The organism is Bradyrhizobium sp. AZCC 1678 (assembly GCF_036924765.1).
Classification (GTDB): Bacteria; Pseudomonadota; Alphaproteobacteria; order Rhizobiales; family Xanthobacteraceae; genus Bradyrhizobium; species Bradyrhizobium algeriense.
The window spans coordinates 7,752,327-7,779,009 of the sequence record NZ_JAZHSE010000001.1 but is presented as its reverse complement, the minus strand read 5'-3'; the positions used below and the strand labels follow the sequence as shown (position 1 = coordinate 7,779,009).

Annotated in this window: 25 protein-coding genes and 1 pseudogene; 14 read left to right on the top strand and 12 right to left on the bottom strand. The window is 62.5% G+C overall.

Annotation, left to right across the window (positions count from 1 at the left end; translation table 11 throughout):
• Nucleotides 1–2 precede the first annotated feature (2 nt).
• The 5 genes from V1294_RS37065 to V1294_RS37045 form a co-directional block, all read right to left on the bottom strand.
• Nucleotides 3–1,763: a flavin-containing monooxygenase gene (locus tag V1294_RS37065; RefSeq protein WP_334504226.1), complete on the bottom strand. Its 1,761-nt coding sequence runs from the start codon at nucleotides 1,761–1,763 to the stop codon at nucleotides 3–5.
• A gap of 96 nt (nucleotides 1,764–1,859) precedes the next feature.
• The gene (locus tag V1294_RS37060; protein WP_334504223.1) at nucleotides 1,860–2,957 is read right to left on the bottom strand and encodes a DUF2855 family protein; all 1,098 of its coding nucleotides are present in this window, start codon (nucleotides 2,955–2,957) and stop codon (nucleotides 1,860–1,862) included.
• A gap of 233 nt (nucleotides 2,958–3,190) precedes the next feature.
• Nucleotides 3,191–4,723: an acyl-CoA synthetase gene (locus tag V1294_RS37055; protein WP_334504220.1), complete on the bottom strand. Its 1,533-nt coding sequence runs from the start codon at nucleotides 4,721–4,723 to the stop codon at nucleotides 3,191–3,193.
• A 30-nt stretch (nucleotides 4,724–4,753) separates the two neighbouring features.
• Nucleotides 4,754–5,941, bottom strand: coding sequence for an ABC transporter substrate-binding protein (locus V1294_RS37050; protein ID WP_334504218.1), 1,188 nt, complete (start codon nucleotides 5,939–5,941; stop codon nucleotides 4,754–4,756).
• A gap of 52 nt (nucleotides 5,942–5,993) precedes the next feature.
• Nucleotides 5,994–6,968, bottom strand: a complete 975-nt coding sequence (locus V1294_RS37045; RefSeq protein ID WP_334504216.1) for an NAD(P)H-dependent flavin oxidoreductase — start codon at nucleotides 6,966–6,968, stop codon at nucleotides 5,994–5,996.
• Nucleotides 6,969–7,172: 204 nt separating this feature from the next.
• On the opposite strand from V1294_RS37045, the gene V1294_RS37040 reads away from it, so the two are divergent.
• The gene (locus tag V1294_RS37040; RefSeq protein ID WP_334504214.1) at nucleotides 7,173–8,060 is read left to right on the top strand and encodes a LysR family transcriptional regulator; all 888 of its coding nucleotides are present in this window, start codon (nucleotides 7,173–7,175) and stop codon (nucleotides 8,058–8,060) included.
• Here the strand turns inward: V1294_RS37040 and V1294_RS37035 are convergent.
• Complete coding sequence (locus V1294_RS37035; protein WP_334504212.1) at nucleotides 8,017–8,709, bottom strand: DNA-3-methyladenine glycosylase family protein; 693 nt, start codon at nucleotides 8,707–8,709, stop codon at nucleotides 8,017–8,019. The two genes, V1294_RS37040 and V1294_RS37035, sit on opposite strands and share 44 nt — an antisense overlap.
• A 129-nt stretch (nucleotides 8,710–8,838) precedes the next feature.
• Between V1294_RS37035 and gluQRS the strand changes: the two genes are divergently transcribed.
• Nucleotides 8,839–9,738: a tRNA glutamyl-Q(34) synthetase GluQRS gene (gene gluQRS, locus V1294_RS37030; RefSeq protein ID WP_334504210.1), complete on the top strand. Its 900-nt coding sequence runs from the start codon at nucleotides 8,839–8,841 to the stop codon at nucleotides 9,736–9,738.
• 64 nt (nucleotides 9,739–9,802) lie between these two features.
• The gene (locus V1294_RS37025) at nucleotides 9,803–11,059 is read left to right on the top strand and encodes an ATP-binding protein (RefSeq protein WP_334504208.1); all 1,257 of its coding nucleotides are present in this window, start codon (nucleotides 9,803–9,805) and stop codon (nucleotides 11,057–11,059) included.
• Here V1294_RS37025 and V1294_RS37020 read toward each other — a convergent pair.
• Nucleotides 10,983–11,843, bottom strand: coding sequence for a YihY/virulence factor BrkB family protein (locus V1294_RS37020; RefSeq protein WP_417021290.1), 861 nt, complete (start codon nucleotides 11,841–11,843; stop codon nucleotides 10,983–10,985). The genes V1294_RS37025 and V1294_RS37020 overlap by 77 nt on opposite strands.
• A 179-nt stretch (nucleotides 11,844–12,022) precedes the next feature.
• Here V1294_RS37020 and V1294_RS37015 point away from each other — a divergent pair, with 179 nt between their 5' ends.
• The 6 genes from V1294_RS37015 to V1294_RS36990 all read left to right on the top strand — a co-directional run bounded on the left by V1294_RS37015 (nucleotide 12,023) and on the right by V1294_RS36990 (nucleotide 16,292).
• Nucleotides 12,023–12,217 (top strand): twin transmembrane helix small protein, encoded by a 195-nt coding sequence (locus tag V1294_RS37015; RefSeq protein ID WP_108512116.1) that lies wholly within the window; start codon nucleotides 12,023–12,025, stop codon nucleotides 12,215–12,217.
• Between the two features lie 21 nt (nucleotides 12,218–12,238).
• Entirely contained in the window at nucleotides 12,239–12,811 is a 573-nt protein-coding gene (locus tag V1294_RS37010; protein ID WP_334485865.1) for a cob(I)yrinic acid a,c-diamide adenosyltransferase, read from the top strand.
• A 116-nt stretch (nucleotides 12,812–12,927) separates the two neighbouring features.
• Nucleotides 12,928–13,677 carry an electron transfer flavoprotein subunit beta/FixA family protein gene (locus tag V1294_RS37005; protein WP_334485863.1) on the top strand — a complete coding sequence of 250 codons (750 nt, stop codon included), beginning with the start codon at nucleotides 12,928–12,930 and terminating at the stop codon, nucleotides 13,675–13,677.
• A complete protein-coding gene (locus tag V1294_RS37000) occupies nucleotides 13,677–14,621 on the top strand; it encodes an electron transfer flavoprotein subunit alpha/FixB family protein (RefSeq protein WP_334485861.1) in 945 nt (314 codons plus the stop codon). The genes V1294_RS37005 and V1294_RS37000 overlap by 1 nt, the downstream gene beginning before the upstream one ends.
• 290 nt (nucleotides 14,622–14,911) lie before the next feature.
• The gene (locus V1294_RS36995) at nucleotides 14,912–15,793 is read left to right on the top strand and encodes a 3-hydroxybutyryl-CoA dehydrogenase (protein WP_334490001.1); all 882 of its coding nucleotides are present in this window, start codon (nucleotides 14,912–14,914) and stop codon (nucleotides 15,791–15,793) included.
• 319 nt (nucleotides 15,794–16,112) lie between these two features.
• Complete coding sequence (locus tag V1294_RS36990) at nucleotides 16,113–16,292, top strand: putative motility protein (RefSeq protein ID WP_334504206.1); 180 nt, start codon at nucleotides 16,113–16,115, stop codon at nucleotides 16,290–16,292.
• Nucleotides 16,293–16,444: 152 nt separating this feature from the next.
• On the opposite strand, the gene tlpA is transcribed toward V1294_RS36990, so the two are convergent.
• Nucleotides 16,445–17,113 carry a thiol:disulfide interchange protein TlpA gene (gene tlpA, locus V1294_RS36985; protein ID WP_334504204.1) on the bottom strand — a complete coding sequence of 223 codons (669 nt, stop codon included), beginning with the start codon at nucleotides 17,111–17,113 and terminating at the stop codon, nucleotides 16,445–16,447.
• A 147-nt stretch (nucleotides 17,114–17,260) separates the two neighbouring features.
• Here tlpA and argH point away from each other — a divergent pair, with 147 nt between their 5' ends.
• The 3 genes from argH (at nucleotide 17,261) to lysA (ending at nucleotide 20,373) form a co-directional block, all read left to right on the top strand.
• Complete coding sequence (argH, locus tag V1294_RS36980) at nucleotides 17,261–18,658, top strand: argininosuccinate lyase (RefSeq protein WP_334485855.1); 1,398 nt, start codon at nucleotides 17,261–17,263, stop codon at nucleotides 18,656–18,658.
• 112 nt (nucleotides 18,659–18,770) lie between these two features.
• Nucleotides 18,771–19,037: an LPS translocon maturation chaperone LptM gene (gene lptM / locus V1294_RS36975; RefSeq protein ID WP_334485853.1), complete on the top strand. Its 267-nt coding sequence runs from the start codon at nucleotides 18,771–18,773 to the stop codon at nucleotides 19,035–19,037.
• Nucleotides 19,038–19,107: 70 nt separating this feature from the next.
• Nucleotides 19,108–20,373: a diaminopimelate decarboxylase gene (lysA, locus tag V1294_RS36970; RefSeq protein WP_334504202.1), complete on the top strand. Its 1,266-nt coding sequence runs from the start codon at nucleotides 19,108–19,110 to the stop codon at nucleotides 20,371–20,373.
• Nucleotides 20,374–20,506: 133 nt separating this feature from the next.
• On the opposite strand, the gene V1294_RS36965 is transcribed toward lysA, so the two are convergent.
• Nucleotides 20,507–20,761, bottom strand: a complete 255-nt coding sequence (locus V1294_RS36965; protein WP_334485849.1) for a hypothetical protein — start codon at nucleotides 20,759–20,761, stop codon at nucleotides 20,507–20,509.
• 293 nt (nucleotides 20,762–21,054) lie between these two features.
• Here V1294_RS36965 and V1294_RS36960 point away from each other — a divergent pair, with 293 nt between their 5' ends.
• On the top strand, nucleotides 21,055–21,348 hold the full coding sequence (locus V1294_RS36960) for a DUF4167 domain-containing protein (protein WP_334485847.1): 294 nt from the start codon (nucleotides 21,055–21,057) through the stop codon (nucleotides 21,346–21,348).
• Between the two features lie 727 nt (nucleotides 21,349–22,075).
• Here V1294_RS36960 and V1294_RS36955 read toward each other — a convergent pair.
• Nucleotides 22,076–22,215 (bottom strand): annotated as a pseudogene (locus V1294_RS36955) (NAD(P)-dependent oxidoreductase); the annotation flags it as partial.
• Nucleotides 22,216–22,656: 441 nt separating this feature from the next.
• Between V1294_RS36955 and V1294_RS36950 the strand changes: the two are divergent.
• A complete protein-coding gene (locus V1294_RS36950; RefSeq protein WP_334504201.1) occupies nucleotides 22,657–23,790 on the top strand; it encodes a pentapeptide repeat-containing protein in 1,134 nt (377 codons plus the stop codon).
• Between the two features lie 320 nt (nucleotides 23,791–24,110).
• Here V1294_RS36950 and V1294_RS36945 read toward each other — a convergent pair whose 3' ends face one another.
• Nucleotides 24,111–25,622 (bottom strand): L,D-transpeptidase family protein, encoded by a 1,512-nt coding sequence (locus V1294_RS36945; RefSeq protein ID WP_334504199.1) that lies wholly within the window; start codon nucleotides 25,620–25,622, stop codon nucleotides 24,111–24,113.
• Between the two features lie 96 nt (nucleotides 25,623–25,718).
• Nucleotides 25,719–26,627 (bottom strand): NAD(P)-dependent oxidoreductase, encoded by a 909-nt coding sequence (locus V1294_RS36940; RefSeq protein ID WP_334485843.1) that lies wholly within the window; start codon nucleotides 26,625–26,627, stop codon nucleotides 25,719–25,721.
• Nucleotides 26,628–26,683 lie beyond the last annotated feature (56 nt).

The window sequence follows — 26,683 nt, the reverse complement described above, 5'->3', positions numbered from 1 at the left end:
CGTTAGTGCTGCAGCAGCCCCTCCTCGATCGCCTTGATCTGCAGCGCTAAGTGTTTCGAGCCGATGCGGCATTGCGCCAGCCCGCCGGCGATCAGCCAGAGGCCGGGCTGGCCGGTGCGGGTGTACATGTTGCGCAGTTCCTGCTCCTCGCCGAAACCCCAGATAGTGCCGACGCGCTTTTCGACCGCCTCGCCGAACAGTTTTCGCACCAGCTCTTCCTGCCGCTTGTAGCCGGTCGCCAGCACGACGAGGTCGGCGGCGACGGTCTCGCCGCCCTTCATCTTAGCGCCATCGGCCGTGAACGTATCGAGATCGGCGAATTGCCTCAGCGCGATTTCGCCCTTCACGATCAGGTCGGAGCAGCCGACGTTGAAATAATAGCCGCCGCCGCGGGTGAGATATTTGAACTGCCAGCCGGTATTGTCTTCGCCGAAATCGAGCTTGAAACCGACGCGCTCCAGGCCGTCGAGCAATTCCTTGTCGAGCGCCTTGGATTTTTCTGCAGTCAGCGCGTGACTCCTGCGCGCCAGCTTGAGCGGCATCGAGACGGTGATCAGGTCGTTATCCTCCAGCGTACCTTCGTTGTAGGGCGCGTAGACCAGCTGCGCCGATGGCTCGATGCTGACGATCAGCGTGGAAGAGCGCTGGAACAGCGTGACTTTTGCGCCGCTCGAATGCAGGTCCTGCGCGATGTCGTGGCCGCTGTTGCCGGTTCCGATCACGATGGCGCGCTTGCCTTTCCAGTTCTCGCCGTCGTCGTATTGGCTGGAATGCATTACCTTGCCGGCAAAATCCTTCAGTCCGTCAATGTCAGGCACGCTCGGAATGCCGCTGACGCCGGTCGCGAGCACGACATGGCGCGGATGCATGGTGCGCTTGGCGCCGTCGGCACGGCGCAGCGTCACCGTCCAGCGGCCTTGCTGCTCATCGTAACTGCCGCCCTCGAACTCGGTCTCGGTCCAGAAATTCAGCTCCATCGCCTCGACATAGGTCTCGAACCAGTTGGCGAGCTTGTCCTTGGGGATATAGGTCGGCCAGGTCGGCGGGAAATGCAGATAGGGCAGGTGGTTGACCTGCACTTGATTATGCAGCGTCAGCGCATGGTAGCGCTTGCGCCAGTTGTCGCCGATGCGCTGCTCGCGATCGACGATCAGCGTGTCGACATTCAGTTGCTTCAGGCGGGCGGCGATGGAAAGCCCGGATTGGCCGCCGCCGATGACGAGGACGGTTGGATCGTGGTCGGCATATTCGGCGGAGGCCTTGCGCAGGTCGAGCCAGTTAGGCCCGCGAAAGTCCCGTGAATAGGCGTTGCCGCGCGGCCGATTGACGCCGAGTTGCTCCTCAAAACCTTTCAACTCGCCAAGCTCGGTCAGCAGCGTCCAGGCCTTCAAACGGTTGCCATCGTCCGCATCGGGGATCAGGCGGATGATGCCGCTGCCGCGCCCGACCCTGGTTTCGAACTTGAAGATGGCCTCGATCGCGTTGGTGCCCGCACGCATCACCTTTCGCGGCGCGGCGCGACCGGGCGCAATGGCGAAGCCGCTGGGCGAAGCGCTGCGGGCCAGCGGCGGAAGGGCTTTCAGGATCGCATCGGCGCCATTGATCGTCTGGATGTTCCAGCTCAGCGCCAGCACGTCGCGCCAATAGCTGTCGGGATGGAACAGCGTCTTCAGCAGGGCTTCATCGGGCTTTCCGAGCGCTTCCTCGAATTGCGCCAGCCAATTGTCTGCGGCAACCGAACTGTCGTTCGTCCTGTCGAGCATGGGCGATTCCCGTCACCAGCCGTCTGTGCGGCGTTTCCCTTTCTGCGAGCCTATACCTATTCGGGACGGCGCAGAAAGGGCGCGAGGAGATGCCGCCTATTCCGTTAGAGAGAGGATAAGCCCCTGATCCGGCGGCACGCGGCCGTTGAGGGTATCAAGATAGGCGCGTTGAACGGCTGCAGGCCCATGGCTCTCGCTCACTTTCACCCACTGATCCAGCCTCGGGACGAAGCCTGACCATGCGGCGCCAAACCGCATGTCGACGCCGCCCGGTCCCCATTCCTTGGCCCGCTTGCGGATCTGGTCCGGCGCGAAGAAGAATTGAGGTTTTGCGCCCGGCAGTGCCTGCGCCTGTTCATCGGGCGATGACTTGCGATGCGTGAGCCCAATGATTCCGCTATATTTCATTTGCTCGCCGAAGTGCCGGTGCAGCATCGCGCGTAACGGGCTGTTGCCGGCCATGTCGACATACGCGACCGCGGAACTCGTCGGCAGCGCGCTTACATCGTCATAGGTCACGACCTCGTCGTAGCAGCCCAGCGATTTGACGAAGGCCGTGTTGCCCACCGAGGTCAAGCCGATCACCTTGATGCCGCTACCCCTGGCGTGCAGAAGATGCGCGAGCCCATAGGCGGTCTTGCTCGAGGCCGAGGAAAGCATCACGCTTTTCGCGCCATAAAATTCGTTCTCGGCGAGAAAGTCATCAACCAGGAACGACAGCATGAACAGCGGCCGCAGCAGCGCCTGATAGTCCCCCTGCTTGCCGGCAAAAGCCGGGTCGCCATTGACGCGCGCATAGGTGTTGTAGACCGGCGCCACGCCTTGCCGATGCGCGGCGGCGTCGCGCAGGCCGCGCTTGGTGACGTCGGCGGCTTCGATGACGAGATGCGTCGCCATCGGAAAATAGCCGAACAGCGTTTCGCCCGCGGCAATCCCGGGATGCTTCGAGGCGATCACCTCGCCAAATCCCCATACCGGAACGTTGCCGAAACCTTCGGGTGCCGGAAACAGCTGCCAATACTTCAGACGATCGCCGAGCACGGCATAAGTGATGTTATTGGCGGTGAAGGCGAAGCGCGTGACCTTCACCAGCAGCGCCTCATCAGGCAGCGCGGCTGCGTCAGGCAGTTGCGTCTCGATCACCTTGCATTGCTGCAGATCATTGCGGGCAACGATGAAGTCGGTGGCTTGCATTGTTTCGATCCCTGCTTCTTACATGCAGCGATCTTTGCGCCGTCCGATGACCGTTTTGCAACAGCAATGATGTTTAAAACGGTGTTCGATTTGGGGGCCGGATGGCTCCCCCGTCATTGCGAGCGAAGCGAAGCAATCCATCTCTCTGCACGGGGATAGATGGATTGCTTCGTCGCTTCGCTCCCTTGCGCAAACGCTTTGCGTTTGTCGCAGGCATGCCGCGGGGCGAGAGTTCACGCCAACGCGCGCAGCCTGCCCTCGGTATACAGATCGCGCAGCTTGCGCTTGAAAATCTTGCCGGTGGCTTCGCGCGGCATCGCATCCATGAACTGGATGTCCTTCGGCACCTTGAAGTTCGCAAGGCGTCCGCGCAAGAACTCCTGCACGGCGGCGGGCGACAATGCGGCATTCGCCTCCGGCTCGATGCACGCGAACAGCCGCTCGCCGAATTCGTCGTCGGGCACGCCGAACACTGCGCAGTCGCGCACGCCGTCCATGCCGATCAGCGCGTTCTCGATTTCCGCCGGATAGATGTTGACCCCGCCCGAGATCACCATGTCGCGCTTGCGGTCGCACAGGAACAGGTAGCCGTCCTCGTCGAGGTAGCCGACATCGCCGACGCTGACGAGGCCGTCGCGGCCAGCCTCAGTGCGCGCCTCGGCCTTGCCGTGGTAGTCGAAATCCGGAACGGACATTTGCCGCATGAAGATCTCGCCGGGCTCATTGACGGCACACAATTCACCGTTCGGGCGGAAGATCTTGACGATGCCGCCCTCGATCGTGCGGCCGACGGTGCCGGGTTTTGCAAGTGCCTCCTCGGCCGAGTGCCAAACCGGAATGCCGGTTTCGGTCGAGCCGAAATATTCGTTGATGACCGGACCCCACCATTCGATCATGGCGCGCTTGACCTGCGGCGGGCAGGGCGCTGCGCCGTGAACGATGAAGCGCAGCGACGACAGATCGTAACGCCGCTTGACGTCATCCGGCAGCCGCAGCAGGCGGACGAACATCGTCGGCACCATGTGCATGTGGGTGACGCGATGACGCTCGATCAGCTGCAGCATGTCTTCGGGATCGAAGCGCGGTTCGAGCACGATTTTGCAGCCGCTGCGGAACGCCAGCATGCCGTAGGAGTTCGGCGCCGAATGATACATCGGCCCGTTCATCAGAATGACCTGATCTTCGTTCGGCTTCACGCCATAGGCGATGCCGCCGACTCGCGCCGAGGCCGCGGCCTGTTCCGGCGTCATCGGCTTGCGGCGCACGCCCTTTGGCAAGCCGGTGGTGCCCGATGTGTAGAACATCGGTGCGCTGCCGACCGGAGCCTCCTGCAGCGACACATGTGTGTCGCGCCAGCGGTCCCAATCCGTCATACCGTCGGGGACTTGCGTCAGCGCAGGCGCGACGTTGAACGCCGCCGCGATTTCCGGCGGCGTCGTGACCACGAGCAGCCGCACATCACCGGGCAGGCCGTCCCTGATCTGCGGCAGCAGGTCGGCATGACAAACCAGGATTTTCGCGCCGCTGTCGGCCAGGATGTAGGCGACTTCCTCGGCCTTCAGATGCCAGTTGATCGGCACCACCGGGCTGCCCAGCGTCGCCGCCCCGACCGAGACTTCGAAGAACGCGAAGTCATTACGCAGCATCATGCCGACCGGCGTGCCGCCACTGACGCCGAGCGCCCTGAAGCCCGCCGCCGCCCGCGCGATGCGGGCGTGGATCTCCGGATAGCTGATTTGGCGTTCACCACTGATGATCGATGTCATATTTCCTCCCGGCCGGCCGGAACCGTCGGCCTAGCCATCATCCAGAATTTCGTCGAAGCCGATCCAGCTTTTGCCGTCGAAGCGACGCAGCCTCAATTGCTGGAACGGCAGATAGTCGTCGGCGCCGGTCGATACCGTGATGCCCGGCAACAACAGCGGCAGCGGCACCTCGCGCAGCGACGCCGCCTGCTTCATGATGTTCTCGCGGCTGAGATCGTCCTTGCAGGCCAGCAGAACTTTCACCATCAGGTTGGCATAATGATAGCCGGCAGCGTAGTTCGAATTGGTCAAATCCGCATTCGGCAGATACTGCTTCATGAAGGCGAAATACTCCTTCACACCTGGATCATTGGCCCACTGCGCGTCCAGCGTGTCCTTTACGTTGCTGGACGAGATCAGGCCGACGGCGTTGTCGAGGCCAGCCGGTTCCAGGAACGAGATCGATGATGCCGAGGTCGGCACGAAGAACTGGTCCGGCTTCCAGTTGATCTCGGCGACGCTCTTGATCATCTGCGAGGTGAATTTGCCGAGCACGACGCCGAACATCACGTTGGCGCCGGAGGCCTTCAGCGTCGCAAGCTGCGAGCTGATCGTCGGCGCTGATGTCTCGTAGGTTGCCTCCGACACGATCATGGTCGCGGCCTTGTCTCCCAGGCCGCGCTTGAAGCCGGCGACGTAATCGCGGCCGAAATCGTCATTCTGGGAAAGAATGGCGATCCTGGCGTCAGGCTTGGTTCGCAGGATATGCTTGGCATAGACGACGCCTTCGGACTGGTAGGCGGCCATTCCCGGCATGGTCCAGCGGAAATTCTTCGGGTCGGCCCATTTGGTCGCGCCGCTCAGCACGAAGAGCTGCGGCACCTTCTTGCTGTTAAGGTAGCGATGCACCGCGTTGTTGGTGGCGGTCCCGAGCGAGCCGAACATCAGCAGCACTTCCTCCTGTTCGACGAGTTTTCGGGTCTGCTCGACCGTCTTGGGCGGGGAGTAGGCGTCGTCGAGGCTGATGAACTTGATCTTGCGCCCGTTGATGCCGCCCTCAGTGTTGATCTTCTCGAAATAGGCCTCCTGCGCCCGGCCGATAATGCCGAAGCCGGACGCCGGACCGCTGTAGGGCAGCGTCTGGCCGATGCGGATTTCGTCCTTGTCGCCCTCGGCGAGAGCGGCAGCATTTGCCAACAGCGCGAATGCTATCGTCAATAAAGGTCGCGACACTCTCATTGTTTCCGTCCCTCTGTTTTGTTTGATTGGCTATTCGTTGTGCCGGCGTGTCTTACGCACGCGCTCGCTTGAGGAAGTCGCCACTAGCATCAGTGAATTCAGCCTTCAGCCGCTCCACCAGTTCGGCGACCGGCGGCGCATCCGCGATCTGGCCGATGCCCTGGCCGGAGCCCCAGATGTCGCGCCACGCCTTGGCCTTGGTGTTGCCGCCGGAACCGAAATTCATCTTCGACTTGTCGCTGAGCGGCAGATTGTCGGGATCGAGCCCCGCGGCCACGATCGAGGGCCCGAGATAATTGCCGTGCACGCCGGTGAACAGGTTGGAGTAGACGATGTCGTGCGCCGCGTGCTCGACCAGCGCCGCCTTGTAGGCCGGATCGGCGTTGGCTTCCGCGGTCGCGATGAAGCGCGTGCCCATGTAGGCCATGTCGGCGCCGAGCGCGAGCGCGGACGCAATACCCCAGCCGTCGGAGATTGCGCCCGACAACAGGACGGTGCCCTTGAACCACTGCTTCACCTCGCGCAGCAGCGCGAACGGCGACAGCGTGCCGGCATGGCCGCCGGCGCCGGCGCAGACCAGAATGAGACCGTCGACGCCATGCTCGGCGGCTTTTCGCGCATGCTTGACGTTGATCACGTCATGGAAAACCACGCCGCCATAGGAATGCGCGGCCTGGACGATTTCGATCGGCGGCCGCAGCGAGGTGATGATGATCGGAACCTTGTGCTTTACGCAGGTCTCCATGTCCTTCATCAGCCGGTCGTTCGAGGCGTGGCAGATCTGGTTGACCGCGTAAGGCGCGACCTTCTTCTCCGGATGCAGCGCCTTGTACTCGCCGAGCTCGTTCTCGATTCGGCTCAGCCATTCGCCGAGTTTTTCGACGGGGCGGGCGTTCAGGGCGGGGAATGAGCCGACGATGCCAGCCTTGCACTGGGCGATCACGAGTTCCGGTCCGGACACGATGAACAGCGGCGAGCCGACCACCGGCAGTTCGAGCGAATTGGCAAGCGAAGCGGGCAGCGGCATTCAGTTCCTCCTTGATCGCGCAGGGCCGGTTACGTCCGGAGCGCATCCATTGATGTTGATTTGAGAGCTTCAGGCCGGGCGGAGCCGCTGACCTGCGCTTGTTGACGGCATTATAGGGCTGGACGGCACGCTGCAGTCGTTCAATATTGAACAGGTGATCAATCAGGAATGAACAGTGCGGCTGCGGCGTCGCGAGGGGAGCCAATGGACTGGGAGCTGTGCAAGACCTTCGTCGCGGTGGCCGAGACCCGCAGCTTCGCCGCCGCCGCGCGCCGGTTGCGCTCAAGCCATCCGACGGTTGGCCGCAAGATTGCCGAACTGGAAGGCCAGCTCGGCATTCCCCTGTTCGCGCGCTCCAATGAAGGTCTTTCGCTGACCGCGCAGGGTCGCAAGTTTCGCGAGCACGTCGAGGCGATGGCGGCGGCGGCGCTGCGTGCGGAGGCTGCGGTGTCTGCGACGGGCGCGCAGGCGCGCGGCGTGGTCAAGCTGTCGATCGGTTCTACGCTCGCCTCGCACTGGTTGATGCCGAAGCTCGGTCCGTTCCTGCGCGCACATGACCATATCCAGCTTGAGATCATCACCCATCCCTATCCGGCCAGCGTGCGCCGCCGCGAGGCCGATGTCGTGCTGCGCCCGGTGGACAGCGGCGAAGAGAATTTGATCGGCCGCAAGATCGGGCGGCTCGGCACCGGCTTCTACGCCTCGCGGGAGTACGCCGCGCGGCGGCGGCTCCCCGAACGGCGCGACGAATGGAAGGGACACAGCGTGATCGGCTTTGCCGACCGCTTGTCGAACGAGCGGCTGGCGCGATGGAGCGACGCAATCACACGGCAGGGCTCGATGGTGATGCGATGTTCGTCGCAAGGCGACATGCTCGCCGCGGCGCGCGCGGGCCTGGGGATTTCAACGCTGTCCTGCTTTGTCGCGACCGCCTATCCGGATCTCGTCCGCGTCGCGCCACAGAAGCTCGCCAGCGTGGCCGACCTCTGGCTGCTGGCGCATCCCGATCTCGTCGAACTTCCAGCCGTGCGCGCCGTAATCGATTTCGTCACGGCTTCCGCGCGAGAGGATCGGGTGAGGTTGCGGGGATGAGCTTGTCGGCCAGCACGCCCTCGCGCTTCTTCAGCACGCGATAATAGCTCCACCACAGATGCGCCGCCGCCCCGCGCAGCGGGCGCCATGGCTCCGCCAGTGGCGCCATCTGCTTGGCGTTCGGGCGCGCCTGCAGGCCAAGTCCGATCTTGATCGCTTCCTGTATGGCGATATCGCCGGCCGGCCAGGCATCGCCATGGCCGAGGCAGAACAGCAGGTAGACGTCGGCGGTCCACGGGCCGATGCCGTGCAGCGCCGTCAGCGTGTGGTGGGCGGCGTCGGCATCCTCTTCCGCCAGCACATCGAGGTTCAGCCGTTCGGCCGCCAGTTCGCGCGCGATGTTTTTCAGCGTCTTGATCTTGGCGGCCGAAAGGCCAAGCCGTCCGAGGCGTTCGGCGCGCGCTTTGCGGATGGAATCATGGTCGAACGGATCGAACGCGGCCGCCAGCCGCGCCCAGATCGCGCCGGCGCTGGCTGTGGATAATTGCTGGCCGCACACGATCGCGGCGAGGCCGGCAAAGCCCGGCTCGCGCTGCCGCAGCGCCGGCATGCCCGTCAGCTCGAAAATCGGCCTCAGCCGCACGTCCTGCTTGACCAGCGCGTGGACGGCGTCTTCGAGATCGGACTGGCTGCTGAGGTGGATGGTCATTTACGGAATGTTATCGACTCACTGGATCATCATGCGCGAGCTTGACCCGCGCATCCATCTTATATCGTAAAAGGCACTTGCACGATGGATTGCTGATCGAGCCCGGCAATGACGGGTGTTTGGAGGATCATGCCACCCGTTTTCCGATTTGCACCCAGCCCGAACGGCTACCTCCATCTCGGTCACGCCTATTCGGCGCTGCTCAATTTCGACCTCGCGCGCCGCACGGGGGGAAGGTTCCTGCTGCGGATCGAGGACATCGACGCGACGAGGTGCCGGCCGGAATTCGAGGCGGCGATCTACGAAGACCTCGCATGGCTCGGGATATCCTGGGAAACGCCGGTGCGGCGGCAATCGGAGCATTTTGCGCGCTATCGGGAGGCAGTCGAAAGATTGGCAGACTTGGGCCTGATCTATCCGAGCTTCGAGAGCCGCGCGGAAATCGCCCGACTGGTTGCACAACGCGACGCTAGCGCGCCCTGGCCGCGCGATCCGGACGGGGCGCCGCTCTATCCGGGGGCTGCGAAATCGCTGCCGCCGGACCAACGCCGACAGTTGATCGCGCAAGGCACGCCTTACGCGCTTCGGCTCGACATGGCGGCGGCTCGCGCGCGCACGAATCAGCTCACCTGGATCGAACATGGCGAAGGCCCCGGCGGCGAGACCGGCGCAGTGCACGCACAGCCCGAAGCCTGGGGCGACGTCATTCTCGCGCGCAAGGAGACGCCAACGAGCTATCATCTGTCCGTCGTGATCGACGACGCCTTGCAGGGCGTTACCGATGTGGTGCGGGGCAGGGACCTGTTCTGGTCGACGAGCGTGCATCTGCTGTTGCAGCAACTGCTCGGTATCCCGCAACCGGTCTATCGGCATCACCGGCTCATCGAAGATGCGTCGGGACACAAGCTTTCGAAATCGACGCAAGCCACGGCCTTGCGCGAATTGCGTGGGCAAGGTGCCGCGCCTGCGGATATTTGCAGCCTCGTCGGTTTGTCCGGCGACTTCCGTAATACTACTGGGGGTTGTTGAAAACGTCTCCGTGACATCGGCTGCTATCGCGTGTCATGCTGGTCGCGGCAGAGGAAGGGGGACCATGGCGGCAAAGCGGCGCTCACAACGCATCACACGGCCAGTAAAGAAGCGGCCAGCGAAGAAGCGCGCATCCAGCGCCGCGGCAAAAATGCGCGGTGCCCGCAAATCCGCCGCCACCGGCGCTGGCATGGTCGAGACCGCGCTGGCGGCCTTCGCGCATGAGGTCCGCACGCCGCTCACCGGCATTCTGGCAATCAGCAATCTCCTGGCGACGTCCGAACTCGACGGGCGCGAGCGGCGCTGGGTCGACACCATCAAGGCGGGCGCGGAACATCTGGCGAGCCTTGCGACCCTGTTCGTCGATGCGGCGCGCAGCGGCGGTCCCGGGCTCGAGGTGCGGCAGGACTTCTTCGACCTGCGCACGCTCGCCCGCAATGCCGGTGATTCGCTGACCGGCCGCGCGGCGGCCAAGGGCCTGCAGTCGTCGGTCGTCATTTCCGAAAAGCTGCCGGCATTTGCGATCGGCGATCCCGTGCGCCTGCGCGCCGCGGTGGAGAACCTGATCGACAATGCCGTGAAATTCACCGACCAGGGCAGCGTCGCCCTCGAGGTTACGCCCCTGCGCAGCCCGAAAGGCAAGGTCGCCGTCCAATTCGAGGTCTCCGACAGCGGGATCGGCATGACGCTGAGCGAGGTCAAACGCCTGTTCCGGCCGTTTTCGCAGGCCAATGTCTCCATTGCATCGCGCTTCGGCGGCGCCGGTCTCGGATTGTCGTCGGTCAAGCAACTGGCGCGCGCCATGGGCGGCGATGTCGCCGTGACGCAACGCCGTGGCGGCGGCACCACCTTTACCTTCAATGTCGTGATGTCACCGGCAAAGGACGCGGTGACGGCGGCGTCGGGCGCCGATGGCGAGGCGTCGATCGGTTCGCCGCGGCCGTTGCGCCTGCTCAGCGTCGAGGACAATCCGTTCGGCCGCGTCGTGCTCAACGCGATCCTGACCGAGCTTGGTCACCAGACCGAGTTCATCGGCCAGGGCGAGGCGGCGCCCGAGCGGCTTGCGCACGGCGCATTCGATGCGGTGCTGATGGACATGGTCCTGCCGGGGATCAACGGCATCGAAGCGATCACGCGCATTCGCGCGCTTCAGCCGCCGCTCGGGCGCATTCCGATCATCGGCATATCCGGCCGCAGCGAGGACGAGGCGGCATCGCGCGCCGCCGGCGCCGATATCTTTCTGGTCAAGCCTGTGTCTCCGCGCGCCCTGGCGACTGCGCTGCATGAAGCGACATCCCCTTCGGCAATTGCGACTTCATGATCGCCGCATTCAGTTCGCCGCCGAAGACGAAAATCGCGGAAATGAAATACAAAAACACCAGCGCGATGATGACCGAAGCAAGCCCTGCATACATGGTCACGTAGTTGCTGGCGAAGCGCGCCAGATACTGGCCGAAAACGATGCCCGAAATCAGTGACGCCACCATTGTAAAGACGATGCCTGGCAGGATCTGCAGAAAGCTTCGGCGGCCGCAGGGCAGCCAGGCATGCAGGACGAACAACGCCGCCGTCATCGCCGTGATCGTGATGCCGTAGCGGGCGAAATTGAGCAGGCTTTCGTTGGATTCGACGAAGAACGGAATGTGGCGGCGTGCCGTTTCCAGGATCAGCGGACCGAGCACGATCAGGAACGCCATCAAGAGCGACGTGACGGCGGCGACCAGCGTGTAGCCGATCGATTCCAGCCGCAGCCAGTACCACGCCCGCGGCTCGACCACCGAATAGGCGCGGTTCAGCGCGACCCGCAGCGCCTCGACGCCGTTGGAGGCGAAATAGACCGCCAGCACCGCGCCGACGGTCAGGATGTCGCCGCGCGTCGTGGTCAGCACGTCGTGGATTTCGCCTGACAGCGCGTCCGCGACCTGTTGCGGCCAGGTCTGCAGCAGCAGCCCCACCGCGCCGTCGGCCAGCTCCTTGGACCCGAAAAAGCCGGCCAGCGACGTCAGCACGATCAGGAACGGAAACAGCGCCATCAACGTCGATAGCGCGATATGGCTCGCGATCGCCCAGCCGTCATCGGCAAGGAACGTATAAAACGCCTCCATCACGACGAGGTAGACGAAGCGAATGAACCTCACATCTTACCCCGATCTGGCTACGAAGGTCCGGTCGTAAATTTGTGCTAGCATCTGATATTATTGGCTTAAAAGCCAGATCGTCGATCGGTTGTGCGAGGGGTTGTGAACGTGTGGCAGTCGGCGCTTGCCGGTGTTATGTAGCGCCGATGGCATCCTTTCTGAGTTCGATCGTCCTCCCGATCGCGGTTGCGGCCGTGGCTATCGTGCTGCTGCTCGGCCTCATCAACATGATGCGCGGCGGCTCGCCGAGCCGCTCGCAGAACCTGATGCGGCTTCGGGTGTTGCTGCAGTTCATCGCCATCGTCATCACCATGGTCGTGGTCTGGGCGATGGCCAAATAGGGCAGGAAAAGGGAAGCGCCAATGGTCGTACTCAACCGCATCTACACCAGGACCGGCGATGACGGCACCACGGCGCTCGGCAGCGGCGAACGCCGGCCGAAATACGATCTGCGCATCGCAGCCTATGGCACCGTGGACGAGACCAACGCCGCCATCGGCGTGGTACGGCTGCACCTCGGCGATTCCCGCGAAGTCGACGCGATGCTGGGCCGGATCCAGAACGACCTGTTCGATCTCGGGGCCGATCTCGCGGTGCCCCAGCGCGACGGCAAGGCTGAGCGGTTGCGGATGCTCTCAAGCCAGGTCGAACGGCTCGAGCGCGACATCGATAGCCTGAACGAGCATCTCGCGCCCCTGACCTCGTTCGTCCTGCCTGGCGGCACCCCCGCCGCGGCATACCTGCATCTCGCCCGCACCATATGCCGCCGGGCGGAACGGATCATGGTGGAACTCGCCGCGAACCCTAAGGAGCCGGTCAGCGAGGCTGCCATCCAGTATATGAACCGCCTGTCGGATTTCCTGTTCGTCGCCAGCCGTCACATGAACGATAATGGGGCCGGAGACGTGTTGTGGGTGCCCGGCCAAAACCGGTAAGATAGCCTCTATCCAAGGGCTGATTTTTGGCTTTCGCGCGTTGACCGCCGATAGCGGGGCCATTAGGTTCCGCGCCCAAGCCAATAAAACCCCAGAATTCAAGCGAAAGAGGATCGATGAAGGTTCTTGTGCCGGTAAAGCGGGTGGTCGATTTCAACGTCAAGGTCCGCGTCAAGAGCGACGGAACGGGCGTGGAACTGGCCAACGTGAAGATGTCGATGAATCCGTTCGACGAAATCGCTGTCGAGGAAGCGCTGCGGCTGAAGGAGGCCGGCAAGGCGACCGAAGTGGTGGTGGTGTCGATCGGCCCGGCGCAGGCCTCGGAGACGATCCGGACCGGTCTCGCCATGGGCGCCGACCGCGGGATTCTCGTCAAGGCCGAAGGCAATGTGGAGCCCTTGGCGGTCGCCAAGATTCTGAAAGCCGTGGCTGACGCGGAGAAGCCCGGCCTCGTCATTCTCGGAAAGCAGGCGATCGACGACGATTCGAACCAGACCGGCCAGATGCTGGCTGCCCTGCTCGGCTGGTCGCAGGCGACCTTTGCCTCCAAGCTCGAAGTCGAAGGAAGCGATTTCAAGGTCACGCGCGAGGTCGACGGCGGCCTGCAGACCGTGCAGTTGAAGGGACCGGCGATCGTCACCACCGATTTGCGGCTGAACGAGCCGCGCTACGCGTCGCTGCCCAACATCATGAAGGCGAAGAAGAAGCCGATCGACGACAAGAGCGCGGCAGATTACGGCGTCGATCTCACGCCGCATCTCGAAGTGCTCAAGACCGCGGAACCTCCGGGCCGCAAGGGTGGCGTCAAGGTCAAGGACGTTGCTGAGCTGGTAACGAAACTCAAGACCGAAGCCGGGGTTCTCTGATGACGACGCTACTGATCGCTGAACACGACAACGCGTCGATCAAGGACGCGACCAACAAGGCGCTGACGGCAGCAGCCGCCCTCGGTGCCGACGTCCACGTGCTGGTCGCCGGCGAGAACGCCAAGGCGGCGGCCGATGCCGCGGCCAAGCTTGCCGGTGTCAAGAAGGTGCTGCTCGCCGATAACGCTGCCTATGCCCACGACCTCGCCGAGCCGCTGGCCGCGCTGATCGTGTCGCTGGCTTCAGGCTATGACGCCTTCGTCGCGCCCGCCACCTCGCGCTTCAAGAACGTGATGCCGCGCGTCGCGGCGCTGCTCGACGTGATGCAGGTGTCGGAGATCATCAAGGTGGTTTCGCCTGACACGTTCGAGCGGCCGATCTATGCCGGCAACGCGATCCAGACGGTGAAATCGAAGGACGCCAAGAAGGTTATCACGGTGCGGACCTCGACTTTCGCCGCGGCCGGTGACGGCGGCAGCGCGACGGTGGAGAACGCCACTGCTGCGGCCGATCCGGGCCTATCCAGCTTCGTCGGCGAGGAGGTTGCGAAGAGCGACCGTCCGGAACTGACTTCCGCGAAGATCATCGTCTCCGGTGGCCGCGCCATGCAGAGCCGCGAGAATTTTGCCAAATATATCGAGCCGCTCGCCGACAAGCTCGGCGCCGGCGTCGGCGCCTCGCGCGCCGCGGTCGATGCCGGCTATGCACCCAACGACTGGCAGGTCGGCCAGACCGGCAAGGTGGTCGCCCCGGAACTATATGTCGCGATCGGTATCTCCGGCGCGATCCAGCATCTCGCCGGCATGAAGGATTCCAAGGTGATCGTTGCGATCAACAAGGATGAAGACGCGCCGATCTTCCAGGTTGCCGATTACGGCCTGGTGGCGGACCTCTATCAGGCGGTTCCTGAACTGACCGAAGCGCTCGGTAAGCTCGGAAAGTAACGACGGACGGAGCGTGATCCGGAAAAGGGGAAGCCGGCTTTTCCGAAAAGATCATGTTCAAACAAAAAGATAGAGCGGAATGACGATTCGAGGCAGCGTTCATTCCGCTCCAGCCGGACGCGCAACGTCCGGAAGATATTTACCTTAAGCGGTTGCGAGCGAAGTGGATTAAGCTTCGCGTGAAGAAAACGTGCCAATGATGGGGACTGAAACCTCGATACTGATTATATCGTATCTGAGGTTCAGAGATGAACAGGCGCGATGTGCGCGCCGTTCCGGTGGATGAAAAGATGGCGGTGACAATCAAGAAGGTCGGCGTGATCGGCTCGGGCCAGATGGGCAACGGGATTGCGCATGTGGCGGCGCTCGCCGGCTTCGACGTGGTGCTCAACGACGTCTCCGACGAACGGCTGAAATCGGCGATGGCGACCATTAACGGCCATCTGTCGCGCCAGGTTGCCAAGCAGACCATTACCGAGGACGCGCGCAAAAAGGCGCTCGGCCGCATTACCACCACCGAGACGCTGGATGGTTTGGCGGACTGCGACCTCGTGATCGAGACCGCAGTCGAAAAGGAAGAGGTCAAGCGCAAGATCTTTCACGAGCTCTGTGCCGCGCTGAAGCCGGAAGCGATCGTCGCCACCAACTCCTCGTCGATCTCGATCACGCGGCTCGCCGCCTCGACCGATCGTCCCGAGCGCTTCATCGGCATTCATTTTATGAATCCGGTGCCGGCGATGGAACTCGTTGAGTTGATCCGCGGCATCGCCACCGACGATTCCACCTTCGAAACGGCAAAGGAATTTGTCGGCAAGGTCGGCAAGCAGATCGCGGTATCGGAGGATTTTCCGGCCTTCATCGTTAACCGCATCCTGCTGCCGATGATCAACGAGGCGATCTACACGCTCTATGAGGGTGTCGGAAACGTCGAGGCGATCGACGCCGCCATGAAGCTCGGCGCGCATCACCCGATGGGGCCGTTGGAACTCGCCGATTTCATCGGTCTCGACACCTGTCTTTCGATCATGCAGGTGCTGCATGAGGGGCTGGCGGATTCGAAATACCGGCCGTGCCCGCTGCTGGTGAAATATGTCGAGGCCGGCTGGCTCGGCCGCAAGACCCAGCGCGGCTTCTACGACTACCGCGGCGACAAGCCGGTCCCGACGCGCTAGGGCTCCACTCTCGATGCTGTAGGGTGGGCAAAGCCACCGGGTCGCGCGAATGCGCGCCCGATGACAGGCTCCGCGTGCCCACCATGCCTCTGCAAATTCAAACGTCGGCGTGCTCTGCACAGGCGCCATCGCCGGTTGTGAAAGGATCGGTGAGCACGCTTCCGCCTTCGCTCTTCGAGCTACGGCGGACAAGTCGCTTTGCCCACCCCACTTTTTTTCACGCTGCTCGGACAGGTTCCACCGCGCTCACAGCACAATCTCCAGAATTCGTTAACCGGTGCCGGGGTAGGGTGCCCTCAGGTTTGAGGAGTGCTGCGTAATGGATATGATGGCTTTGGTTTCGAGCATAATGGCGATGAAGGCGGCGGGCACGCAGCAGCAGATCCAGACCTCGATCATCAAACAGAATGCGGACGCGGAGAAAGCCGCGGTCCAGACGCTGCTGGGTACCGCCAATCTCGCCCCCGGCGTTGGCGGCAACCTCAATATTGCGGCCTGAAATTACCGTCTTGCAGGGTGGGCAAAAGGCGCGCTTGCGCCGTGCCGCCATCTCTCCAGTTCGCGACATTAGGTGGCCACGCTTCCGCCTTCGCTCTTCGAGCTACGGCGGACAAGTCGCTTTGCCCAGCCTAGGATTCTATCGCCGGGCTGCTAAAGCCCCGCCTTCACTGGCTCCATCGCGGCCTTGATCAGCTTGATTGCATCGTCGCTGGCCCATTCGGCGGGGCCGGCCAGGTTGCCGATTTCGCAGCCCTGGCCGTCGACCAGTATCGAGGTCGGCATGCCCAGCGCCTTGCCTATGCCCTTAAGGTCCTGAAAAACCTTGGCTTTTGAGTCCGCGAAATAGCCAAGCCTGGTCAGATTGGCCTCTTTGAGGAAGTTTTTCGGCTTCTCGGGATCGCGGGTGTCGATATTGACGGCGACCACCTCAAAATCCTTGCCCCCGAGCTTGGCCTGCAGGCTGTCGAGCGCCGGCATCTCTTTACGGCAAGGCACGCACCAGGTGGCCCACAGGTTCACCAGCACGGTCTTGCCGCGCCATTCCGAGAGCTTTCGGGGCTTGCCCTCGGCGTCCTCAAAGGCGAGGTCGGGGAGCCGCAGCGGGGTCGTCGCCATGGTCAGCGCGGCTACCTCGCCATGCGCCAGCGGCGCGATCTTGCGGGCCAGTTCGACGGCGCCCGTACAGGAGGGATCGCCGCCCCTGCCGCGCTTGAAGCCGCCGAACTCGTAAAACGCGCCCAATCCGATCACGCCCACAGCCGCCACTGCACCGATGGCGAGCGGGATCCGGCGTTTCGTGGCCGGGCGGGGCGGGGACATTTCGGGCATATCGTTTGTCATCCTGTATCAGATACGGCTATGCAGGGCGCAAGATTACGGTCGAGTTACGGCCGAAACCGGCACCGCGTTTCGCAGCCGGTTCGACGATTTAGATGGCAAGGCTTAAGAAGTAAGGCCAGGGAAGTCATGAGCAACAAGATGTGGGGCGGCCGGTTCACCGAGCGTCCCGATGCGATCATGGAGGAAATCAACGTCTCGATCGACGTCGACCGTCACCTCTATGCCCAGGACATCGCCGCGTCCAAGGCCCACGCCGCAATGCTGGCCGCGCAAGGCATTATCACCGCTGTTGATGCGAAAAATATCGGCAAGGGTCTAGACACGATTTTGTCAGAAATCGGCAAGGGCTCGTTCGACTTCAAGCGCGCGCTCGAAGACATCCATATGAACGTCGAGAGCCGGCTTTCCGAATTGATCGGGCCGGCAGCGGGACGGCTGCACACCGCACGCTCCCGCAACGACCAGGTGGCGACCGATTTCCGGCTCTATGTCCGCGACACGATCGACGTAACCGATGCGGCGCTGGCCGCCTTCCAGCATGCGCTGGCCAGCCGCGCGCTGGAACATGCCGCGACCGTGATGCCGGGCTTCACCCATCTGCAGACCGCCCAGCCCGTCACGTTCGGGCATCATCTGCTGGCCTATGTCGAGATGGCCGCGCGCGACCGCGGCCGCTTTGCCGATGCGCGCAAGCGGCTGAACGAATCGCCGCTCGGGGCCGCGGCGTTGGCCGGAACCTCGTTTCCGATCGATCGCACCGCCACAGCCAAGGCGCTCGGCTTCGACCGCCCGATGGCCAATTCGCTGGACGCCGTATCGGATCGCGACTTCGTGCTGGAGACCCTGTCGGCGGCGTCGATCGCGGCCGTGCATATGTCGCGTTTTGCCGAGGAGATCGTGATCTGGACCTCGCCGCTGGTCGGCCTGGTGCGGCTCTCCGACAAGTTCACCACCGGCTCCTCGATCATGCCGCAGAAGCGTAATCCGGACGCGGCCGAACTGGTGCGCGCCAAGACCGGCCGGGTGATCGGCGCGCTCAACGGTCTCCTGATCGTGATGAAGGGGCTGCCGCTCGCCTATCAAAAGGACATGCAGGAGGACAAGCAGGGTGCCATGGAGGCGTTTTCCGCGCTCTCGCTCGCGATTCGGGCCATGACCGGCATGGTCATCGATCTGGTGCCGGACGAGGCACGGATGAAGGCCGCCGCCGGCGAGGGCTATGCCACCGCCACCGACCTGGCCGACTGGCTGGTGCGGACGCTGAAAATGCCGTTCCGCGAGGCCCACCATGTCACCGGGCGCATCGTCGGCCTCGCCTCGAAGCAGGGCGTGGCGCTGCACGAATTGCCGCTGCAGGCGATGCAGGAGGTCGAGCCGAAAATCACGGCGGATGCCCTGCGCGTGCTTTCGGTGGAGGCCTCCGTCAAGAGCCGGACCAGTTATGGCGGCACTGCGCCGAAGAACGTGCTGTCGCAGGCCAAAGCCTGGCTGAAACGGCTGGAAAAAGAGCGAAAATTGGGCTGAGGAAAAAATTTCGCTGCAATTGCTTAGGTTTTTCTTGGGTTTCCGTGGCCGATCGGCACTCGCCAGACCAAGGCAATCTTTGTATGGTGCGGCGCGCATTGGGGATTTCGTCGTGATCAGTAACTACCGCCCGTCATCGTCGGGATGGGCCATCATCCTGCTGAGCGTCACCGCGCTCGCGCTCGGGGGCTGCGGACGCAAAAGTGGCCTCGACCTGCCGCCGACCGCGGCGGCGCCAGCGGCCCAGGCCACGTCGGATACCGAGGCCGAGCGCGCGGCGCAGCCCGGCGTGTTCAATTCGACCTACGGATCCGAGGCAGGCCCCAGCGCCCCCAAGGGCGGCAAGAAGAAATTCGTTCTCGATCCGCTGCTGGACTAGAGTCTTGTTTTGACGCGTTTTCTTGACGCGAACCGGTATCCACTTCGCTCGAAAACGCTGTGAGCGCGCTATGAACCATTTTGACTATCGCAACGGCGTGCTCCACGCCGAGGCCGTCAACCTGTCCGAACTTGCGGACGCGGTCGGCACGCCGTTCTATTGCTATTCGACGGCTACGCTGGAGCGCCATTACCGCGTCTTCACCGAGGCCTTTGCCGGCGAGAAGACGCTGGTCTGCTACGCCATGAAGGCGAATTCCAACCAGTCGGTGCTGCGCACGCTGGCGAAACTCGGCGCCGGGGCCGACGTCGTGTCGGGCGGCGAACTCAAGCGCGCGCTGGCCGCGGGGATTCCGCCGAGCAAGATTCTTTTCTCAGGCGTCGGCAAGACCGAACCCGAACTGCGTGCGGCGCTCGCCGCGGACATTCTCTGCATCAACGTCGAATCCGAGCCCGAACTGGAATTGCTGTCGAAGTTGGCGGTCGAGACTGGCAAGACCGCGCGGATTTCGTTGCGGGCCAATCCGGACGTCGATGCCGGGACGCATGCCAAGATCGCCACCGGCAAGTCCGAGAACAAGTTCGGCATCCCGATTCTGCGGGCGCGCGAGGTCTATGCCCTCGCGGCGAAGCTGCCGGGCATCGAGGTGACCGGCACCGACATGCATATCGGTAGCCAGATCACCGATCTGTCCAAGATGGAGACCGCGTTCCGGATTCTTTCCGATTTCGTGCAGACGCTGCGCGCCGACGGCCACAAGATCGAGCATATCGATTTCGGCGGCGGGCTCGGCATCCCCTATCACGCCGACCGCGAAGCGCCGCCATTGCCGTCGGCCTATGCTGCGATGGTCAAGCGGGTGACGCATAATCTCGGCTGCACGCTGATGTTCGAGCCCGGGCGGATGATCGTCGGCAACGCCGGCATCCTCGTTTCCCGCGTCATCTATGTGAAGCCCGGCGAGGCCAAGAACTTCGTCATCATCGACGCCGCGATGAACGATTTGATCCGCCCCACGCTGTACGAAGCCCACCACGACATTCTCCCCGTTCGCGAGCCCGTCAAGGGCGTGCGAACCATCACGGCCGACGTCGTCGGCCCGGTCTGCGAGACCGGCGACTACCTCGCCCTCGACCGCAACCTTCCCGAACCCAAGGCCGGCGATCTCATCGCGATCATGACCGCCGGCGCCTACGGCGCGGTGCAGTCCGGCTTCTACAATACGCGCGCGCTGGTGCCCGAAGTCCTCGTCAAGGACGACCAATACGCCGTGGTGCGCCCGCGCATCGAGGTCGAAGAGCTGATCGCGATGGACCGGCTGGCGCCGTGGTTGTGAGCCCGCTGATGGCGCCACAACAGCGGTGTCGTCCCTGCGAACGCATGCGTTCGCAGGGACGACGACAGACCAGACCACTTCCTATCATACAGCCCTTCGCTCCACCTCATCCTACGCAATACTGAAGCGTCCGTCAGACGGTTTCGGCTGTATTGGCCGCTATCACCGCAGTTGTTCTTTGCGCTGCGTCATAGACTTTGACCTGAAGCATCGGGAATTTGGTCTTGAGTTCCCGCGCTTTCTTTTCGGCGGCTTCCTTTGTGTCGAACACCGCCTTCATCTGACCGTCGACCTCCATGCCGAAACCCTCGGTGATCGTGACATCGGCGCGCATGATGTTCCTGGGTATTGGCTCCTCGGCCATCGTCGTTATGGGTTTTCTTATCATGGATCTTTCCTCCTACGTTCTGGCTGCTGCCGCGTTATGGGCGCGCACGACGAGGATGGACGTTTCGCTAAAACTTCTTCTGTTCAGCCAGCAACTTGAAATCGGTTTCTGCGCTCTTATCTAAAACGCAGTCGATATGGATTTGTTCGGCGGGCCCTCACTGTGCTAATCGGGCGCCAGGAACACCGTACCCTCGCGCTTTTGAGCGCCGCCCTCAGTGGCCCATCGACCGGATTGCAGCACGACAATTCCTCCAATGAACGTCGCACGGCTCTGCCGGAGCGGCATACAACATGAAAACCAACATGAAGCACATTTCGGAAGTTAAGCCGGTAACGGTACAGCCACGTCCAAATACGAAAGCTATGGCCGGCGTAGCGCGCCGAGGATCCCGGCCTGCCCGGAGAAATGAATCTTCCGGGTTCCCCCACCCTCACGCGAAGAACGCTCAGAGTGCCGAGAAAAACTATGAACGCTACCTGGCCTTGGCCCGCGCTGAAGCTCTGAAGGGAGACCGGATCGCAGCGGAGAATTATTTCCAGCATGCCGAGCACTATTTCCGGTCGATGGCGAAGAATGCGAATTAGTGTGCCGCAGGATCGGGTGCGATTGCCGGACTTCCCCTGGATTGCTTGGAGTCCCATCGCGCCTGGAACCATGCCAAACCGTCGGGTTCCATACAGACATTGATTCGAATCAGATTTTTATTCCGGCCCATGCTGGGCACCATGTGGATGGGCATGCCCGGCATGGGACAAGGGACGGCCCCGACGGTTGATGCCTAGCCCGAAGCGGGGGCCATCCTTCCAATGTGCCGCACGGCGGTGCCGGGCACGCGGAATAAACGCGCTCAACTGCGGCGCGTTCGTATGGCAGAATCCCAACAGAAGGGAGTTGATTCGATGATGCTCGAAACAATTCTGGCATTGTTGGGCCTCGCGACTTGCGCGCTGGTCCTCATTTCATTCTGGGGCTCCGACCTCTTTGGAAGCCGCACGCGGAAGCGGGGTTAATTAACTAGCGCGTTCGGTAACCGCCCCACGGCGTGGGCTGCGAAGATTGCCAGGCTGAATAGTGCGAGAGTCGCTGTAGAGGCGGCGATCATGGCTGCGCTTCTGCTCGCCGATTTCGGCGAGGGTAGTTGCCGCGCGACTGCACCCAAATCGGATCGAAGATGAATTGCATTTTTGGCCATCCCACGTGGCTCACCAGTTGAAAAAGGGATTTCCGAAAGGCGAGCGCCCGAAAGGCTGGCCGTGATGGGTATCGCTTCGCTTCACCCGTCCTACCCAATAAACCTCGCTTCCCCGTGACGCCGCCCTTCGCGCCGCCTACCACGACGCCCGCCACTTCTGGATCGGCTTGATTGCAACGGTGAAATCCGACTCCGCACCCTCGTCGCAGATGATGATTTCCCACAGGCGTCCGACCGCTTCGGCGACTTCAATCGGTAACCACGTCATCAGCTTCCCTCCTCGCCCGCCGTTGCGCTGCGCATGAAGTAAAGCGCGCACCAAGCGCTCGGCGACACGTCCTTCTTGTCACAAACGCGGCAATTTTTCTTTAGGTCCCGCTTGCGCGATGTATCATGGCAAATGGCGAGCGCGTCTTCGCGCGCTGTTTGTCGACATGCGAGCGCTCTCAAGGGGGGCACATGGCAAATGATGAGCACGTGGCGCTCTTACGACAGGGAGCATCCGTCTGGAATGATTGGAGAAGTCAAGAAGAAGCTCGGTATCGGCGAAATGCGGAGCCGCATGGGCCGTCCGTAATCCTGAAGGGATTCTTTGATCCGTCCGATCTTACCGCAGTGCAAATTGATCGAGCGCTAGCGTCCCCCCCCCCGCATTGGGGACTTCAACAAGGCGGACCTAGCGAATTTAGAGCTGGAGGGAGTGGACTTATCGACAGCATTTTGCCCAAGGGCAAATTTATTTAAGGCGAACTTAAATGCCGCAAAACTTGTCGGAGCGTACCTTGACGGCGCTGGGCTTTCCTACGCGAGCCTTGAACGATCAGACCTGTCATATGGATCTTTTGGCCGCGCTTCCTTTGATCATGCGAACTTGATATCGGCAAACCTGCGAGGATCATTCCTGCGCGGCGCATCCCTCGACGACGCCAAGTTGGCTGGCGCAAATCTGTGTGAGGCCGACATTGGTGACGCGTCACTGTGGGGCGCAGATTTGACGGGCGCCAATCTTCAAAATGCAGACTTGTCTGACGCAGAGCTGGATTTTGCGACACTTGCCGGTGCAGATCTCACGGGCGCGGACCTGTGCGGCGCAGATCTGTACAAGGCGAATTTTGAAGGAGCGAAGCTGAATGGCGTAGACCTGCGGAACGCAAATCTTTCGGAAGCGAACTTCTCGAACGCGGACCTCTCTGACAGTCGCGTCTATGGAGTGGCAGCATGGAAACTGAACCTGGACGGCGCTATCCAAAAGAACCTGATAATTACAGAGGAGGGCGAACCGACCATAACCGTTGACAACGTTGAAGTTGCTCAATTTGTCTATCTGTTGCTTCACAACGAGAAGATCCGCGACTTAATCGACACGGTCGGTCGAAAGGGAGTCCTCCTCTTGGGACGCTTTAGCGAGGGGCGACTGCAGTTGCTCGAACGGTTGCGAGGCAAATTACGAGAACTCGGCTTCGTACCGATGGTGTTTAACTTCGACAAGCCGGAAACGAAAGACTTCACCGAAACAGTGCGTTTGTTGGCAAGTCTCTCATGTTTTGTGATTGCCGACATCACGAAGCCGCGTTCCACGCCACTTGAACTCCAGGCGACTGTGCCTGATTGCATGGTTCCCTTCGTCCCGATACTGGAAGGGGACGAAGAACCATTTTCCATGTTTGCCGACCTTTGGCTCAAACATCGCGATTGGGTGCTAGACCCCATTCGTTATCGCTCAATTGACCGCCTCATTGAACGGCTGGAAGCCGAAGTTGTTGAACCAGCCAAAATGAGGTTCGAACAACTGCTGGCAAAGAGAACCGAGCGGCTGATTGTTAGAGATATCTGAGACGTGTTTCCCTAACGTTCCGTCCGAGTTAAGGGCGGCAGTCTGATACGTGAAGTGGCGGCGCGCCTTTACTGCGCTCGAAGCCCGATCTTGATCAGAGCGTTGGCAACGTCCGATTTGGGGTCATTAGCAAACCTCAGGTGGCGTCCGAGCTATGTCCGTTCACCCCCGCGATAGCGAACATCGCGGTACGGCTTCTGCACGTCCGTTCGGTGCTACAAGGGACCCGGCATCGCAGCAAATTCGGGTGGCTTCGTTAGGTTGCCCGATGCGCTCGACGCATTTCATTTCATTGAGCGAGTTGCCGCCCGAGACATGGCTCACCAGTTGAAAAAGGGATTTCCGAAAGGCGAGCGCCCGAAAGGCTGGCTGCGTGGGTATGCGTAGCGGAAGTCGCTCCCCGGACTGCGCCGGCGCCGCTTGATGCCGCCTTGCGGCTCGCCGCTCAACAGCACCACGAATTCCGTTCCCTTGCCGGTTTCAGAACTCATCGGCTCGTCGGTAACGATCAGCGAGGATCGCGGCGCAATGCCGGCGATGCGATTCACTGCGTCCTGCGGAATGACGATGCGGTCGAGCGCGGCCTTTGCACTGTCCGGGTCCGTCGGCACCGGCTCAACGCCGCGACCGCTATTCCCGCGCGGCCGGTCCTCTGGCTCAGCCGAGCCGCTCGGCGCACCTCCGCTGCGCAATGAGACGACGCTCCATCGCAAACTGGCGTCGTCGGCCGTGCGCCCGATGGCGGTGAAGACATGCGTGCCGATCGCACGATCGGGGTCTGCGATCGTGACCGGACTTTCAAAGACCGGCTCAAATGCCTGCCGCACATAAAGCCGCTGGGTCTTGCGGCTGATCAACACCGATACCGGCTGGAGTTCGCGCGCGATCTGGCGGGCCGCCTCGGCTGCCGCGGCCCGCGCAGTCTCCGCCGCGGCGGCGGCTTCACGCGCAGAGGTGACGGCATCGAGCCTCAGTTGCAGATCCACGTTGGCGACGTCCCATTGCAGCTGCAGCTCCGCGATTTTGGCGACGGCCTGCGCCTTGGCGTCCTCAGCCTGCTCCTTTGCCTCCGCGGAGATGTCGGAGCCAAGTTTAGTCTCGGCGGCCGCCAACTGTGCCTCGGCTCTGCGCTTCAGATTTTCCGCCGCGCGAACCGGCGTCCTGGCCTGCGTGGCCTCCCGCAAGGCCGTCCCGGCGGCTATTCGCGCCTCGGCTGCTTTCCTCGCCGCCTCTTGCGCCTCCGTGGTCCGGGCGGCGGCCAGGGCGGCCGCACCGGGCTTCGGTTGGAACAGAAGCGGATGGGCGAACTCGACAGGCGCCACATCGCCTGGCGCCACGATCACCCGCATGCCCATCGCGGTCGCGCCGAACAGCTGTTCGGCAAAGTCGAACGGCAGTCTGATACAGCCATGGGACGCCGGACGCCCCGGCAGCACGCCGCCATGGAGGGCGATGCCCGACCAGGTGATGCGTTGCATGTGCGGCATGAAGGCGTCGTCATACAGGTTCGAGTAATGCTCCTCGACTTTCTGGATGACGCTGAAGATCCCTGCGGGTGTCTCGCGTCCCTTCGTGCCGCTCGACACCGGCGCCCGCAGGATCCACCCCTTGGCGTCGTAGACGGTGATCCGCTGGCTGCGAAGCGAAACTATGGCCATGGTCGGCTCGCCGGCGCTGCGCGACTGAATGGACTCGATCGGGCGTTGGCTCTGGCCGCTTCTGGCGGGCGCACCGTTCCCCGCCGCGATCAGCAAGGCCAGACCTGCAACGGCAAGACATGCGGGCCGCAGCCGCTTCTGCCTGCACACTGGATTTACGCAACGAGACGTCATCCGCGTCCCAACTGATCGATCGGGTCAACGCCGGCTTCCACGCAAATACATTCAACGCCATTCGGTCGGACTTGCCAACCTGGAACTGCGTCAGCGCTACTTCGCCGCGTGGCCGCCCTTCGCCCCGCCGACCACGACGCCTGCCGCCTTTTCGATCGGCTTGATGGCGGCGGTAAAATCCGACTCCGCGCCCTCGTCGCGGATGACGACTTCCCACAGGCGCCCGACCGCTTCGGCGACTTCCATCGACAGCCCCAGCGATTTCATCTCCTCCAGCGCCAGCCGCACGTCCTTCACCATCAACCCGGTGGCGAAGCCGAAATCGAAGCTGCGCGGCAGCACGGCACGGGGAAACTTGTCGCGGCTTGCGGTGTTGAGGCCGGAACCGGCGTTGATGACGTCGATCATCACGGCCGGATCGAGCCCCGCCTTGACGCCCATCACCACGGCTTCCGACGTCGCCACCATGGCGGTGGCCGACAGGAAGTTGTTGGCGAGTTTCATGGTCTGCGCCGAGCCGGGCTTTTCGCCGATAAAGAACACTTTTCCGATCACGTCGAGCGCGGGCTTTGTCACTTCGAAATCGGCACGCGGGCCGGACACCATCACCGCCAGCGTTCCTTTCTCGGCGCCGCCGACGCCGCCGCTGACGGGGCTGTCGATCTGCACGATGTTGTTCTTCGCCAGCAGGCCGTGAATTCTGGCCGCCATCTGCGAGCCGACGGTGGAGAGATCGACGAAGCGCTTTACCCGCTTGCCCTCGATCACACCGCCCGAGCCGGTCGCAACGTCGAGCGAGGCCTGCAGCGACGGCAGGCTTGCCAGCACGGTCTCGCAGCGATCGGCAATTTCCTTCGGTGACGATGCGGCCTGCGCGCCGAGCGCTGTGAGTTTGTCGACGGCTTCCTTGCGCGTATCGAATACCGTGAGCTGATGCCTGGCCTCAATCAGGCGGCGCGCCATCGGGAAGCCCATCTTCCCGAGCCCGATAAATCCGATTTCCATGGTGATGTTTCCTCTTGCTCCGTCATTGCGAGCGAAGCGAAGCAATCCATTCTTTC

Excerpts from the sequence above, each read along its gene's own strand:
- V1294_RS37065 (WP_334504226.1), bottom strand. The coding sequence starts at position 1,763 with ATGCTCGACAGGACGAACGACAGTTCGGTTGCCGCAGACAATTGGCTG.
- V1294_RS37060 (WP_334504223.1), bottom strand. The coding sequence starts at position 2,957 with ATGCAAGCCACCGACTTCATCGTTGCCCGCAATGATCTGCAGCAATGC.
- V1294_RS37055 (WP_334504220.1), bottom strand. The coding sequence starts at position 4,723 with ATGACATCGATCATCAGTGGTGAACGCCAAATCAGCTATCCGGAGATC.
- V1294_RS37050 (WP_334504218.1), bottom strand. The coding sequence starts at position 5,941 with ATGAGAGTGTCGCGACCTTTATTGACGATAGCATTCGCGCTGTTGGCA.
- V1294_RS37045 (WP_334504216.1), bottom strand. The coding sequence starts at position 6,968 with ATGCCGCTGCCCGCTTCGCTTGCCAATTCGCTCGAACTGCCGGTGGTC.
- V1294_RS37040 (WP_334504214.1), top strand. The coding sequence starts at position 7,173 with ATGGACTGGGAGCTGTGCAAGACCTTCGTCGCGGTGGCCGAGACCCGC.
- V1294_RS37035 (WP_334504212.1), bottom strand. The coding sequence starts at position 8,709 with ATGACCATCCACCTCAGCAGCCAGTCCGATCTCGAAGACGCCGTCCAC.
- gluQRS (WP_334504210.1), top strand. The coding sequence starts at position 8,839 with ATGCCACCCGTTTTCCGATTTGCACCCAGCCCGAACGGCTACCTCCAT.
- V1294_RS37025 (WP_334504208.1), top strand. The coding sequence starts at position 9,803 with ATGGCGGCAAAGCGGCGCTCACAACGCATCACACGGCCAGTAAAGAAG.
- V1294_RS37020 (WP_417021290.1), bottom strand. The coding sequence starts at position 11,843 with ATGGAGGCGTTTTATACGTTCCTTGCCGATGACGGCTGGGCGATCGCG.
- V1294_RS37015 (WP_108512116.1), top strand. The coding sequence starts at position 12,023 with ATGGCATCCTTTCTGAGTTCGATCGTCCTCCCGATCGCGGTTGCGGCC.
- V1294_RS37010 (WP_334485865.1), top strand. The coding sequence starts at position 12,239 with ATGGTCGTACTCAACCGCATCTACACCAGGACCGGCGATGACGGCACC.
- V1294_RS37005 (WP_334485863.1), top strand. The coding sequence starts at position 12,928 with ATGAAGGTTCTTGTGCCGGTAAAGCGGGTGGTCGATTTCAACGTCAAG.
- V1294_RS37000 (WP_334485861.1), top strand. The coding sequence starts at position 13,677 with ATGACGACGCTACTGATCGCTGAACACGACAACGCGTCGATCAAGGAC.
- V1294_RS36995 (WP_334490001.1), top strand. The coding sequence starts at position 14,912 with ATGGCGGTGACAATCAAGAAGGTCGGCGTGATCGGCTCGGGCCAGATG.
- V1294_RS36990 (WP_334504206.1), top strand. The coding sequence starts at position 16,113 with ATGGATATGATGGCTTTGGTTTCGAGCATAATGGCGATGAAGGCGGCG.
- tlpA (WP_334504204.1), bottom strand. The coding sequence starts at position 17,113 with ATGTCCCCGCCCCGCCCGGCCACGAAACGCCGGATCCCGCTCGCCATC.
- argH (WP_334485855.1), top strand. The coding sequence starts at position 17,261 with ATGAGCAACAAGATGTGGGGCGGCCGGTTCACCGAGCGTCCCGATGCG.
- lysA (WP_334504202.1), top strand. The coding sequence starts at position 19,108 with ATGAACCATTTTGACTATCGCAACGGCGTGCTCCACGCCGAGGCCGTC.
- V1294_RS36965 (WP_334485849.1), bottom strand. The coding sequence starts at position 20,761 with ATGATAAGAAAACCCATAACGACGATGGCCGAGGAGCCAATACCCAGG.
- V1294_RS36960 (WP_334485847.1), top strand. The coding sequence starts at position 21,055 with ATGAAAACCAACATGAAGCACATTTCGGAAGTTAAGCCGGTAACGGTA.
- V1294_RS36945 (WP_334504199.1), bottom strand. The coding sequence starts at position 25,622 with ATGACGTCTCGTTGCGTAAATCCAGTGTGCAGGCAGAAGCGGCTGCGG.
- V1294_RS36940 (WP_334485843.1), bottom strand. The coding sequence starts at position 26,627 with ATGGAAATCGGATTTATCGGGCTCGGGAAGATGGGCTTCCCGATGGCG.